Origin of the sequence: Streptomyces sp. NPDC050625, assembly GCF_040654755.1 — a bacterium.
GTDB lineage: Bacteria > Actinomycetota > Actinomycetes > Streptomycetales > Streptomycetaceae > Streptomyces.
Map to the genome: position 1 here is coordinate 1 of NZ_JBFAIQ010000026.1, position 12,098 is coordinate 12,098.

The window sequence follows — 12,098 nt, forward strand, 5'->3', positions numbered from 1 at the left end:
TTCGCCCCCCGGGCCCCGCCCCTACTCCCGGGGGCCCCCCCCGGGCCCCGCCCCCCCCCCCCCCCCGGCCCCCGGGCGGCGGGAGCCGCGACGCTGCGGGCCCGGCGACCGGTGGCCGTTCGGGGTGGGCCGGACGGCTCAGGGGCGCTCCCAGAGGTAGAAGCGGCGGGCCATGGCGTCCTTCGGCGAGCGCCAGGTCTGCGGGTCGTACGCGCTGACGTACGCCGACAGCCGCTCGCTGATGTCCCGGAACTCGGGGTGCTCGGTCACCTTGGCGATGGCCGGGCCGGGCTCGCGCTCGGACTCGACGAGGTGCATGTACACATCGCCGAACTGGAAGAGGCTGCGCCGCACGACACCGACGAGGTGCGGCAGCTCTCCCCGGTCGGACTCCTCGAACACCTTGGCGATGTCGGGGGCCGAACCCGGGGCCATACGGGCGACGATGAGGGCCTGGTGCATCGGACTGTGTCCTCCGTCCGGCTCAGTCGGCCAGGGCCGGCGCGGGCCGGTGGCCGGCGGCGGCCTTCTCGATCTTGTCCCGGATCAGGGCCATCTGGACCTTCGAGTTCTTGTTGATGTTGTCGGTCATCCAGTCGTCGTCGACCGGGGCGTCCGGCTTCATCTCGAAGTCCTGCGTCCACACCATCCGGGTGCCCGCGGGCACCTCCTCGTACTGCCAGTGGATGTTCATGTACGCGAAGGGCCCGGTCTCGACCCGACGGGCCCTGACCGTGAGGGTGTCGCGGTCCGGCTCCCGCTCCGAGACCCAGCTCCACACGGTGCCGTTCTCGTCCGGGTGCATGGTCAGCCGGAAGGTCGTCTTGGCGCCCTCCCGGGAGATGACCTCGCAGGCCGCGTACTCGCTGAACAGCTGCGGCCACCTGTCCAGGTCGTTGGTCATGTCCCAGACGAGGTCCAGGGGTGCGGCGATGGTGATCTCGTTCTGCGTGTGTCCGGCCATGTCAGGCTCCTGCCATGAGAGTGCTGTTGATGAGGTCGAGGAACTGCCGGGGTGTCTTGCAGCGCTCCGCGTCCGGCGGCATCGGCGTGCCGTGACGGTTCTCCAGTTCGCCGACGATGCCGAGCAGGCCGAGCGAGTCGATGCCGAGGACGTCGAAGCCCACGTCGCTCTGCTGTTCGAGGTCCTGCGGGGCGACGGTGACCCCGGCCGCCTTCTTCATGAGCCCGGCCAGTTCTTCCACGGTGATTTGGGCAGTCATGTGGTTCCTCTCCTTTGCTGCGAGGCAGTGCTGCGGCGCTCCCCGCGACGAGGCGCCCCGCTACGAGGCGTCGGCGGCGCCGTGCCGGAGCACCAGCGCCGAGTTGGACCCCATGAGTCCCCGGCTGAGGACCAGCGCCGTGCGCAGTTCGGCGGCGCGGGCGCGGCCGGTCACGAGGTCGAGGTCGTGACAGACGTCGAAGACGTTGGGGGTGGGTGGGATCAGTCCGTGCTCCATCGCGAGCACGGCCGCAGCGGTGTCCAGCACGGGCGCGGCGCAGTAGCCCCGGCCGATGCCGGTCTTCGGCGCGGTGACCGGCACCCGCCTGCCGTGCCCGCCCAGGACGTCGGCGATGGCCAGCGCCTCGGCGCGGTCCGCCGCCGGCACCCCGAGGGCGTCGGCGAAGACGACGTCGATCTCCTCGGGGTCGCAGCCGGCCTCGTCCAGGGCTCCCCGCACGGCCTGGGCGAGCCCCACCCGGGACTCGTCCCAGCGGGAGGCCCCGGTGAACGTCGCCGCATGTCCCGCGACGAGCGCCCGGACCCGGGCGCCCCGTTCGCGCGCCACGTCCGCCGCCTCCACGATGAGCATCGCGCCGCCCTCGGCGGGCACGAATCCGCAGGCCGCGGTGGTGAACGGACGGTAGGCCCGGGTCGGGTCGTCGACGGTGCTCAGCTCCTCGTAGCCGAGCTGGCAGACCATCGAGTACGGGGCCAGCGGCGCCTCGGTCGAGCCGGCCACGATCGCGTCGGTGCCGCGCCGCACGGCCCGCGCCGCATGGGCGACGGCATCCAGACCGCCCGCCTCGTCGGCCGCGACGACCGAGCACGGGCCCTTGAATCCGCGGCGGATGGAGATCTGACCGGTGCTGGCGGCGTAGAACCAGGCGATGGACTGGTACGGGCCGACGAACCGGCTTCCCTTTCCCCACAGTCGCTGCAGCTCCCGCTGGCCGAACTCGCCGCCGCCGGAGCCGGCCGCGGTGACCACGCCGATGGAGAAGGGCGCGTCGGCGGTGTCGGCCGACCCGAGCCGGGCGTCGTCCAGTGCCAGGTCGGCCGCGGTCATCGCGTAGTGCGTGAACCGGTCGGTCTGGACGAGATAGCGCTCCTCGACCGCCGCCGCCGGGTCGAAGGCGCGGACCTCGCCGGCCACCTTCAGCGGCAGCTGCCCACAGCCCTCACGGGTGATCCGGTCGAGGACGCTGAGCCCTTCCTGGGTGGACTTCCAGAAGGTGTCGGTGCTGGTTCCGTTGGGCGCGACCACACCGATGCCGGTGATGGCCGCGCGCCGTTCATGGGGTGCGCTCATCGTGCCTTCTCCCTGGGACGGGTCAGGATCACCGCGGACTGGAACCCGCCGAACCCGCTGCCCACGGAGAGCACGCTGTCCAGCTTCCGTTCGCGGGCGACGCGCGGGACGTAGTCCAGGTCGCACTCGGGGTCGGGGGTCTCGTAGTTCGCGGTCGGCGGCACGACCTGCTTGGCCAGCGCCAGCACACAGGCCACGACCTCGATCGCGCCGATCGCCCCGAGGGAGTGCCCCACCATGGACTTGATGGAGCTCATGGGCGTGCCGTAGGCGTGCTCCCCGAGCGCCCGCTTCACGGCCGCCGTCTCGTGACGGTCGTTCTGCCGGGTGCCCGAGCCGTGCGCGTTGACGTAGTCGATCGCGGAGCCGTCGAGCCGGGAGTGGTCGAGGGCGACCTCTATCGCCCGGGCCATCTCCAGGCCCTCACTGGTCAGGCCGGTCATGTGGTAGGCGTTGCCGTAGGTGGCGTAGCCGCTGAGCTCGCAGTACACGTGCGCGCCTCGGGCCCGCGCGTGTTCCAGCTCCTCCAGGACGAGCACCGCGCCGCCCTCGCCCATGACGAACCCGTCACGGTTGTTGTCGAAGGGCCGGGAGGCGTGTGCCGGGTCGTCGTTGTTCGGCGACGTGGCCTTGATCGCGTCGAAGCACGCCATGGTGATCGGTGAGATCGGCGAGTCCGACGCGCCCGCTATGCAGATGTCGGCCCGGCCCTCCTCGACGGTGTGGAAGGCGTATCCGACCGCGTCCAGGCCCGAGGTGCAGCCCGTGGAGACGGTCTGCACCGGCCCCTGCGCGCCGAAGCGTTCCGCCACCGCGGAGGCCAGCGTGCTGGGCGAGAACGCCCGGTGCAGCTGGGGTTCCGCCTCCCGGTGGTCCACGTCCCAGCGCTGCCCTCGATGGCTGACCAGGACGTAGTCGTGCTCCAGACGGGTGGTGCCGCCGACCGCGGTCCCCAGCGAGACCGCGACCCGCCAGGGGTTCTCCCCGGCGAGGTCGAGTCCGGAGTCCCGGACGGCCTCGTCCCCGGCCACCAGGGCGAACTGGATGTACCGGTCCGCCCGCTCGATCTGCTCGGCGTCCAGGCCGTGCGCCACGGGGTCGAAGTCGCACTCCGCGGCTATCTGCGAACGCAGGCCTGTCGGGTCGAAGAACGTGATGCCCCGCGTCGCGGTCCGGCCGTTGGCGAGCAAATCCCAGAACGCCGGTACGCCGATCCCGCCCGGAGCCACGATGCCTATGCCGGTGACCGCCACGCGCCGGGTCATGACCGGACCCGACCTCGGTCGGCCGTGCGGTCGGCGCCCGCCCCGGCTCCCTCCGTGACGACCGCGGCGGCACCGATGACCTCGGTCTCCTCCGTGTCGACATGGCCCAGCTGCGGACGCGGCGCCAGCGGGCCCAGGTGGAAGACGATGCGCGCCTCCACATTGCCGACGTTGCGGAAGCGGTGCCGCATGTGGGCGGGGATCATCAGGCCCTGCTCCGGCTGCAGCGGCTGCGGCTCGCCGTCCAGGTCCACCTCCAGCCGCCCGCAGACGACGTACACGAACTCCTCGGAGTAGGGGTGGTAGTGCTCACCGATGCGGTCGCCGGGCTGCACGATGGCCACTCCCATGAAACCGCTGGTCGATCCCACCGTGGTCGGGGTGAGCATGGCGCGCAGATCACCGCCGCGCCGGACATTGGGCTCGACCTCGCTGAGGTCCACGATTCTCGGACGGGATTTGATCACGACGTTCCTCCGATGGGTGTGCTGCGTCGGCAAAGGGGCGTGGCCACCGGGTCAGGCGTCCGGCGAACGGCGGTCGGTGATGAGGTCCATGCGGACCGCGGCGCCATAGAGGAGCTTCTTGAGCTCGCCGGCCTGCGCGAACTCCGGCAGGGCGGGATCGGCACCGCCGGTGCCGCGCACATCGACCAGCCGCACCACGACGTCGTCGCGCTGGAAGATCGTGCTGCGCAGGACCGGGCTCGCCGGGTCCTCCGCCGCCGCCTCGTCGTGCTGGGCGAGCAGCTCGGCCAGCCGCATGCCGTCACCGGGCTTCGCCGGGTAGTACAGCGCGTGCCGCTCGCCGTCGTGCAGCTCGTCCGCCGTCACATGGTGTACGGCGGGCAGCGCCGCCCGGGTGAAGAAGACCCGCGCCGACTCCTGGTCGTTGAGGTCCCGCTCCTGCTCCAGATAGGGGTTGATGGCCTCCTCCACGGCACGGATCTCGGGCTGCCGGGCCACGTGGCGCAGCGCCGCGAGCAGGTCGCCGCGCACCTCGATGGCCCGGACGACCCGGTTGCCGTGCATGAACAGGGAGGTGCGGCACAGCTGCGTGTTGGCATCGACCCGGGCCTCGGGCGAGGCGTAGTTCGCGAGGATCTTCGCGACCTCCCGCTCGCTGCCCGGCTTGACCGTGAAGGTCAGGGCGTGGCGGATGACGCCGTCGCCGATCCGTGGCTGGGCCTGCAGCCGGCGCTGCGCCGCCCTGGTGCTGCCCGCCGCCTCGCCGCCGGTCTCGCGGACGATGTGGAAGCGCAGCGACCGGGTGTCCCGGACGCAGCTGTGCAGCGGCTGCACCATCCGCACGTGTTCCTCGCTGTTCACCCAGGCGAGGAACGGCGGAGCACTTTCCCACTCACTCGTGATGAGCCATTGGGATGGATTCTCGATCGACTGGCAGAGTTGGTCGCTGACATGGCCGGGCACGGACGCAACCTGGTTGCACAGCTGCTCGTAGGCCTCCAGGAACTGCTGCTGGGCTCCGTCGTACACGTCGACCAGCAGGACGACCCTCAGCCGGGAGCCGTCGAACACGGACTGGGAGACTTTCGACACCTGTCGCGACAGCGTTTCTGAAACACGCTCAGACGTAGTGGTCATCCTGCGGACATCTCCTTCACGGGGCAGGGGCGGACGTCGGCCGCGGGTGACGCGACGTCAGCGTTCCTTGATCCTGTGCCGGTCCCCAGCAGTGCGCGACTCGTATGAACCACGTGGGTGATTGGGCGCGCCGACGCGCTCCCACAAGGCCCGAGAGGGCATGGAACCTCACAGGCGCCTCATGCGCGCACCCCTGCCTCTGGAGGCTTCGATGCTTCGAAAAGCCGACCACCGGGTCCCCGTCCTCATCGTGGGCGGCTCCCTGGTGGGCCTGTCCATGTCCCTTTTCCTGGGCCGTCTCGGTGTGCGACACATGCTGGTCGAGCGGCACTCGGGGACCTCCCATCACCCACGCGGACGCGGCAACAACGTCCGGACGATGGAGCTGTTCCGGGTCGCCGGCATCGAACCGGACATCCATACGGCGGCCTCACTGCTCTCTGACAACCACGGCATCCTGCAGGCCCCCACGCTGGTCGGCGACGCCGGGGAATGGCTGTTCAAACACATCGACCCCAGTGGCGGACTGGCGAGGTTCAGCCCCACGGGGTGGTGCCTGTGCAGCCAGAACGACCTGGAGCCCGTACTCCTGGACGGCGCCCGCAGACTCGGCGGCGACCTGCGCTACTCCCATGAGATGGAGACCTTCGAGCACGACGCCGAAGGGGTGACGGCGATCGTCCGGGACCGCGGCAGCGAGGAGCGCTACACCGTCCACGCGGACTACCTCGTCGCCGCCGACGGCCCGCGCAGCCCCGTCCGCAGCCGGCTCGGCATCCACCAGAGCGGGCCGGGCGAGCTGTTCGCCAATGTCAGCGTCACCTTCCGATCCAAGCTCCTTGCCGACGTGGTCGGCGACCGGCGTTTCATCTGCTGCTATCTCACCGACCCCGAGGCCGACGGCGCCCTGCTGCCCGTCGACAACAAGGAGCGCTGGGTCTTCCACGCGCCCTGGCACCCCGAGCGCGGCGAGACGCTCGACGACTTCACCGAGGACCGGCTCGCCCGGCACATCCGCCGTGCGGTCGGCGTCCCCGACCTCGATGTGGAGCTCACCGGCAAGGCGTCCTGGCGTGCCGCCGAGCGCGTGGCCGACCGGTACCGGGAGGGCCGGGTGTTCCTCGCCGGGGACTCCGCCCACGAGATGTCCCCCACCGGCGCGTTCGGCTCCAACACCGGCATCCAGGACGCGCACAACCTCGCCTGGAAGCTAGCCGCCGTGCTGGAGGGCTGGGCGGGCCCGCACCTGCTGGAGACCTACGACACCGAGCGCCGCCCGGTGGCCGCCGCCACCAGCGCCCGCGCCTCGGCCCGCTCCGTGGAACACAGCCACCCCGGCTTCTCGCCGAGCCCCGGCGTGGGCAACAAGAAGGGCGGCATCCTGCCCGTCGTCCTCGGCTACCGCTACCCGAAGGGCGCCGTCATCGACGCCGACCCGGCGCAGCCGGTGGTGCCCGAGGGCATGGACCTCGCAGGGCAGCCCGGCAGCCGGGCCCCCCACATGTGGCTGCACCGCGGCGGCGAGAGGATCTCCACGATCGACCTCTACGAGCGCTCACTGGTCCTGCTCACCGACGCACCGGACGACGCGGGCTGGCACGCCGCCGCCCGCCGTGTCGCCGACCGGGACGGAGTACGGCTCGACGCGTACCGGATCGGCCCGGGCCCCGACGCCGACCTGACCCACGACTCCGACACCGACGACTGGGCACGGGTCCACGGCACCACGGCCGACGGAGCGGTCCTGGTACGCCCGGACGGATTCGTGGCCTGGCGCGCACCGGGCGCCGTACCGGACCCGGAGGCGGCCCTGCGCAAGGTCCTCGCGACCCTCCTGCGCACGGACTGACCCCGCCCCACGAACAGAGAAGGCCACCCGCACGGAAATCCGCGGGTGGCCTTCGCCGTGGAGAGCCCCCTGTCGGATTCGAACCGACGACCTTCGCTTTACAAGAGCGGCGCTCTGACCAGCTGAGCTAAGGAGGCCTGCACGCGTGCGTGGTGCGTACGTGCCCGTGCAGTGTACCCAGGTCCCCGGGGCGGCTCGGCGAAAATTTCCGCGAAGTTCACAGTCCTCCGGCTACTGACAGACCGGTGAACGCCAGGTACCGTCCTGACCCAGTGCACTCTTGTGGACTACACCAACCACCTTCCTACTCGGATCGTCCGGCACGTTCCTGCCGGTAGAAGGGGGCCCATTCACCATGGCCACTGTCACGTTCGACAAGGCGACCCGGATCTACCCGGGTTCCACCAAGCCCGCCGTCGATGGTCTCGACATCGCGATCGAGGACGGCGAATTCCTCGTCCTGGTCGGCCCGTCGGGCTGCGGCAAATCCACCTCGCTCCGCATGCTCGCGGGGCTCGAGGACGTCAACGCCGGCGCCATCCGCATCGGCGACCGCGACGTCACCCACCTGCCGCCGAAGGACCGGGACATCGCCATGGTGTTCCAGAACTACGCGCTCTACCCGCACATGTCCGTCGCCGACAACATGGGCTTCGCGCTCAAGATCGCCGGCGTCAACAAGGCGGAGATCCGGCAGAAGGTCGAGGAGGCCGCGAAGATCCTCGACCTCACCGAGTACCTGGACCGCAAGCCGAAGGCCCTGTCCGGCGGTCAGCGCCAGCGTGTCGCCATGGGCCGCGCCATCGTGCGTGAGCCGCAGGTCTTCCTCATGGACGAGCCGCTGTCCAACCTGGACGCCAAGCTCCGTGTCTCCACCCGTACGCAGATCGCCTCGCTGCAGCGCCGTCTCGGCATCACCACCGTCTACGTCACCCACGACCAGGTCGAGGCCATGACGATGGGCGACCGCGTGGCGGTCCTCAAGGACGGTCTGCTCCAGCAGGTCGACTCGCCGCGCAACATGTACGACCGCCCGGCCAACCTCTTCGTCGCCGGCTTCATCGGCTCCCCCGCCATGAACCTGGTCGAGGTCCCGATCACCGACGGCGGCGTGAAGTTCGGCAACAGCGTCGTCCCGGTCAACCGCGAGGCCCTCAAGGCCGCCTCCGACAAGGGTGACCGCACCGTCACGGTCGGCGTCCGCCCCGAGCACTTCGACGTGGTCGAGCACAACGGCGGCGCCGCCTCCGCCCTGTCCAAGGACACCGAGGACGCCCCGGCGGGTCTCGCGGTCTCCGTGAACGTCGTCGAGGAGCTGGGCGCCGACGGCTACGTCTACGGCACCGCCGAGGTCGGCGGCCAGACGAAGGACCTGGTGGTCCGCGTCAACGGCCGTCAGGTCCCGGAGAAGGGCGCGCAGCTGCACGTCGTGCCGCGGCCGGGCGAGACCCACGTGTTCTCGACCTCCACGGGCGAGCGTCTCTCCGACTGACCTCGGACGATTCACCCAGGTTGACGACGAGGGCCCCGCAGACCGCTGCGGGGCCCTTTCCGTCGTCGCCGGATACCCCGGCAAGACAGTTCATTTCGATCGGCGTACGTCAACCCGTCACCCTTGAGGGGGCACGACTTCGTCCCTCGAAACGGTGACCAAATGTCGCCAAATCATCACTGGGCGCTACCCTCACACGCGTGAAGCACTCCACCACCCAACAGACGCGACGCGGCCACCGGGGTCCTGCCCGCCGGATCGGCCGCACCCTCGCCCTTGTCCTGCCCGTCGTCCTGGTGCTCTCCGGGACCCTCGCGGTCACCCGAGTCAACTGGACGGGGAGCCCCCGGAACTCGGTGCTCACCGCCTCGGACGTCTCCTCGGCGGAGGTGTCGTCCGCCCGGGCCGGAGCCGTCTCCCACGCCCCGCAGGACGTGCTGCGCGACCAGCTGATGACCGAACTGCAGGAGAAGAACCCGGGCGAGGTCCTCACCCACCTCCAGCAGGCGGTCAACGGCCACCCGTCGCTCGCGAGGCACTGCACCTCCATCGCCCGCGCCCTCGGCCGCGCCGCCGTCCGTATGTACGGCGCCTCGCGCGCCCAGGCGTACGCCCGCCCGGTCTGCGACACCTCCTTCGCCTCCGGCGTCCTGGCCGCGCACAGCTGACCGCGGCGGTTGGAGCTCGGTAATGGCTGATTAAGGAACGGTTGCAGGCGAAAGTCACGAGCGGGGCGCCACGTACAGTTCGGTCATGACCCATCCGAACGCCGCGTCGCGCCCCACTCAAGCCGTCATCCTGGCCGGTGGCCAGGGCTCACGGCTGCGCCCCTACACCGACGACCGGCCCAAGCCGATGGTCGAGATCCCCGGCACCGGCACCCCGATCATCGGCCACCAGCTGTCCTGGCTCGCCGAGGAGGGCGTGACGGACGTGGTGATCTCCTGCGGCCATCTCGCCGAGGTCCTGCAGAAGTGGCTGGACTCGGCCGACCTGCCGGTCGAGGTCACCACCGTCGTGGAGACGGAACCCCTCGGCCGCGGCGGCGGCCTGAAGTACGCGGCTGCCCATCTGCCCCGCCCGGACCGGCCCTGGTACGCCACCAACGGCGACATCTGGACCCGTTTCTCGCTGCGCGAGATGGCCGACTTCCACACCGAGCGCGACGCCGTCGCGACCCTTGCGCTGGCACGGCCGCGCATTCCCTGGGGCGCCGTGCAGACGGACGGCTTCGGGCACATCACGGACTTCATCGAGGCCCCGCCGTCGACCTTCGAGATCAACGCGGGCGTCTATGTGTTCTCGCCCGAGTTCGCCGGGCTGCTTCCCGAGCGGGGCGACCACGAGCGGACCACGTTCCCGCATCTGGCGCGCGAGCGGCGGCTGGCGGGCTTCCCGATCCCGCAGGGGGCGTACTGGCGGGCCATCGACACGGCGAAGGACCTGACGGAGGCGGCGAAGGAGCTGGCCGCCCTGGGGCGGTGACCGTTCGGTCGTAAGGGGCGCGCTGTCGTCCCGTAAGCCGAAAGGGGCCCCGCACCTCGTGGTGCGGGGCCCCTTTGGATGCCGGTCCGGCAGGGCCTAGCCCAGCAGGCCGCCCACCAGGCCCGGCTGGCCCGAGGACGTGCTGCCGCCGCCGTTGCCCGTGCCGCCGGTCGAGCCGGTGCCGCCCGTCGCCGCGCCGCCGGAGGTGGGGCCCGAGGTGGTGCTCGGGGCCCGGCCGGCCGGGGAGGTGTGCTGCGGCGGGGCCTGGCCCACGGTGCCCTGGGTCTGGCTGGGGGCGCCACCGGTGGCGGCGCCGGACGAGTGGGCCGCGCCCGGGGTCGTAGCCGCGCTGGACGGCGAGGTGGACGCCGTGGCGCCGCCGGACGGCGGGGTGGAGGCCGCCGGAGCCTTCTGGCGCTGCTTGGCGGGCCCGTCCGGGAGCGGGGAGCCCGGCAGGTTGTTGCGCGGGGCCTCGCCGGGGCCCGGCACGACCACGCGGCTGGAGTCGCGGACGGCGCCGCCCAGCAGGGAGCCGACGAGCAGGGTGAGGCCGACGGTGACGGCCGTGATCAGGGCGCCGCGGCGCAGGACGTAGCGGCGCAGGTCCCAGATGTCCGAGCGCGGTCCGAGGGTGCGCCAGGCGCGGCCCGCGAGACGGCCGTCGACGGAGTAGACGGGGGCGCCGGCGATGATCAGCGGGGACCAAGCGGCCAGGTAGATGATGTCGGGGGCGTCGTAGGCCGGGACGGTCTTCCAGCTGACGGTGACGATGAGCGCGGCGGACAGCAGCGCGCCGAAGACGGCGGCCACCCGCTGCCAGCAGCCCAGGATCGTGAGGACGCCAACGACGACCTGGAGGAAGGCGATGACGAGCCCCGAGCCGACGGGGTGCTGGAGCGCGAACTGCCGCAGCGGCTCGGCGACTTCCCAGGGGTGCAGGGTGTTGAGCCACTTCACCATGGAGCCGCGCTTGCCGCCGTCGAAGTAGACGGGGTCGCAGAGCTTGCCCATGCCGGCGTAGATGGAGATGAAGCCGAGGAAGATCCGGAGCGGGAGCAGGACCACGCCGAGGTTCAGCCTGCGGCCGGGGTAGTAGGCGTGCCGGGCCGGGTCCTCGGCGTGCCGCCTGGTCCGGGGGACGGGGGGCGCCTCGACCAGCTCCCCGTAGTCCTCGAACTCGTCGTCGGCGTAGGGGTGTTCGTCGTAACCGCGTTCGCCGTAGCCCGGTTCGTCGTAGGCGCTGCCCACGGGCCGCATGGGGGGCAGCAGCCGGTTCTCGCCGGCGGCGGGCGCGCGCTGGGGGCCGACGACGGGGGTCTCGGCGGTGCGGTCGAAGTCGTCGTAACCGACGTCGCCGTAACCGCCCCCGAGACCGACGCGTGGGATGACGCGGGTGGCCCCGACGTCGACGGACGGGTCGTCGGCGTAGCGGACGCTGCCGCCCCGCACGGCCTGGAGCAGCCGGTGGGCGCCGGTGTCGTCGGGGGCGGACCTGCCGCTCCAGACGACGGGGCGTCGCCGGCGCGGGGCCTGGGCCGCTGTGCCCGCCGTGCCGACGACCGGGATCCGGGCGGTGTGCTCGGTGGCGCTCAAGTGCCGTGCGACCCGCGGGGATTGGGTACGCCGCGTCGATACGCCCAGTTGCACGCGGAAGCTCGCGTGATTGACGATGACCTGCGCCGGATCGCTCGGCACCTTCACCATGCTCAGCGCGGGAGCGTCGTCGAATCCCGACGAGCGGTCCCCCGTGGGTGTGCGGGGTGTTCTGGTGTCCACACTCATCTAACCGAGTGACGTGGTGTTAGGACACTGCTTTGACCAGTCGGATCTGTCCGGACCGCGTCAAGGTTGTCCTGGACGCCGGATTTA

The 12,098-nt window shown here is 71.3% G+C and carries 12 protein-coding genes and 1 tRNA gene; 4 read left to right on the top strand and 9 right to left on the bottom strand.

Going from position 1 to position 12,098, the window contains the following annotated elements; all coding sequences use genetic code 11:
- Positions 1-138: 138 nt before the first annotated feature.
- Genes AB0I54_RS37100 through AB0I54_RS37130 form a run of 7 tightly spaced genes read right to left on the bottom strand, consistent with a single transcriptional unit; the run spans position 139 to position 5,403 of the window.
- On the bottom strand, positions 139-462 hold the full coding sequence (locus tag AB0I54_RS37100; RefSeq protein WP_363300686.1) for a TcmI family type II polyketide cyclase: 324 nt from the start codon (positions 460-462) through the stop codon (positions 139-141).
- Positions 463-484: 22 nt separating this feature from the next.
- Positions 485-964: an SRPBCC family protein gene (locus AB0I54_RS37105; RefSeq protein WP_363300687.1), complete on the bottom strand. Its 480-nt coding sequence runs from the start codon at positions 962-964 to the stop codon at positions 485-487.
- Position 965: 1 nt separating this feature from the next.
- Positions 966-1,223: an acyl carrier protein gene (locus tag AB0I54_RS37110; RefSeq protein WP_263210185.1), complete on the bottom strand. Its 258-nt coding sequence runs from the start codon at positions 1,221-1,223 to the stop codon at positions 966-968.
- A 60-nt stretch (positions 1,224-1,283) separates the two neighbouring features.
- Positions 1,284-2,534, bottom strand: a complete 1,251-nt coding sequence (locus AB0I54_RS37115) for a ketosynthase chain-length factor (protein WP_363300688.1) — start codon at positions 2,532-2,534, stop codon at positions 1,284-1,286.
- A complete protein-coding gene (locus AB0I54_RS37120; RefSeq protein ID WP_363300689.1) occupies positions 2,531-3,799 on the bottom strand; it encodes a beta-ketoacyl-[acyl-carrier-protein] synthase family protein in 1,269 nt (422 codons plus the stop codon). The genes AB0I54_RS37115 and AB0I54_RS37120 overlap by 4 nt, the downstream gene beginning before the upstream one ends.
- On the bottom strand, positions 3,796-4,266 hold the full coding sequence (locus tag AB0I54_RS37125) for a cupin domain-containing protein (RefSeq protein WP_363300690.1): 471 nt from the start codon (positions 4,264-4,266) through the stop codon (positions 3,796-3,798). Before AB0I54_RS37125 ends, AB0I54_RS37120 begins: the two co-directional genes overlap by 4 nt.
- A gap of 51 nt (positions 4,267-4,317) precedes the next feature.
- Positions 4,318-5,403, bottom strand: coding sequence for a SchA/CurD-like domain-containing protein (locus tag AB0I54_RS37130; RefSeq protein WP_363300691.1), 1,086 nt, complete (start codon positions 5,401-5,403; stop codon positions 4,318-4,320).
- A gap of 211 nt (positions 5,404-5,614) precedes the next feature.
- Here AB0I54_RS37130 and AB0I54_RS37135 point away from each other — a divergent pair, with 211 nt between their 5' ends.
- Positions 5,615-7,252 carry an FAD-dependent monooxygenase gene (locus tag AB0I54_RS37135; RefSeq protein WP_363300692.1) on the top strand — a complete coding sequence of 546 codons (1,638 nt, stop codon included), beginning with the start codon at positions 5,615-5,617 and terminating at the stop codon, positions 7,250-7,252.
- A gap of 63 nt (positions 7,253-7,315) precedes the next feature.
- Here AB0I54_RS37135 and AB0I54_RS37140 read toward each other — a convergent pair.
- Positions 7,316-7,389, bottom strand: a tRNA-Thr gene (locus AB0I54_RS37140).
- A gap of 218 nt (positions 7,390-7,607) precedes the next feature.
- On the opposite strand from AB0I54_RS37140, the gene ugpC reads away from it, so the two are divergent.
- The 3 genes from ugpC to AB0I54_RS37155 all read left to right on the top strand — a co-directional run bounded on the left by ugpC (position 7,608) and on the right by AB0I54_RS37155 (position 10,229).
- Complete coding sequence (gene ugpC, locus AB0I54_RS37145; protein WP_363300693.1) at positions 7,608-8,744, top strand: sn-glycerol-3-phosphate ABC transporter ATP-binding protein UgpC; 1,137 nt, start codon at positions 7,608-7,610, stop codon at positions 8,742-8,744.
- A gap of 200 nt (positions 8,745-8,944) precedes the next feature.
- Positions 8,945-9,412, top strand: coding sequence for a hypothetical protein (locus AB0I54_RS37150; RefSeq protein ID WP_363300694.1), 468 nt, complete (start codon positions 8,945-8,947; stop codon positions 9,410-9,412).
- Positions 9,413-9,497: 85 nt separating this feature from the next.
- Positions 9,498-10,229, top strand: a complete 732-nt coding sequence (locus tag AB0I54_RS37155; RefSeq protein ID WP_363300695.1) for a nucleotidyltransferase family protein — start codon at positions 9,498-9,500, stop codon at positions 10,227-10,229.
- Positions 10,230-10,325: 96 nt separating this feature from the next.
- Here AB0I54_RS37155 and AB0I54_RS37160 read toward each other — a convergent pair whose 3' ends face one another.
- Positions 10,326-12,011: a DoxX family membrane protein gene (locus AB0I54_RS37160; RefSeq protein ID WP_363300696.1), complete on the bottom strand. Its 1,686-nt coding sequence runs from the start codon at positions 12,009-12,011 to the stop codon at positions 10,326-10,328.
- Positions 12,012-12,098 lie beyond the last annotated feature (87 nt).

Excerpts from the sequence above, each read along its gene's own strand:
- AB0I54_RS37135 (WP_363300692.1), top strand. The coding sequence starts at position 5,615 with ATGCTTCGAAAAGCCGACCACCGGGTCCCCGTCCTCATCGTGGGCGGC.
- AB0I54_RS37110 (WP_263210185.1), bottom strand. The coding sequence starts at position 1,223 with ATGACTGCCCAAATCACCGTGGAAGAACTGGCCGGGCTCATGAAGAAG.
- AB0I54_RS37155 (WP_363300695.1), top strand. The coding sequence starts at position 9,498 with ATGACCCATCCGAACGCCGCGTCGCGCCCCACTCAAGCCGTCATCCTG.
- ugpC (WP_363300693.1), top strand. The coding sequence starts at position 7,608 with ATGGCCACTGTCACGTTCGACAAGGCGACCCGGATCTACCCGGGTTCC.
- AB0I54_RS37115 (WP_363300688.1), bottom strand. The coding sequence starts at position 2,534 with ATGAGCGCACCCCATGAACGGCGCGCGGCCATCACCGGCATCGGTGTG.
- AB0I54_RS37120 (WP_363300689.1), bottom strand. The coding sequence starts at position 3,799 with ATGACCCGGCGCGTGGCGGTCACCGGCATAGGCATCGTGGCTCCGGGC.
- AB0I54_RS37105 (WP_363300687.1), bottom strand. The coding sequence starts at position 964 with ATGGCCGGACACACGCAGAACGAGATCACCATCGCCGCACCCCTGGAC.
- AB0I54_RS37130 (WP_363300691.1), bottom strand. The coding sequence starts at position 5,403 with ATGACCACTACGTCTGAGCGTGTTTCAGAAACGCTGTCGCGACAGGTG.
- AB0I54_RS37160 (WP_363300696.1), bottom strand. The coding sequence starts at position 12,011 with ATGAGTGTGGACACCAGAACACCCCGCACACCCACGGGGGACCGCTCG.
- AB0I54_RS37100 (WP_363300686.1), bottom strand. The coding sequence starts at position 462 with ATGCACCAGGCCCTCATCGTCGCCCGTATGGCCCCGGGTTCGGCCCCC.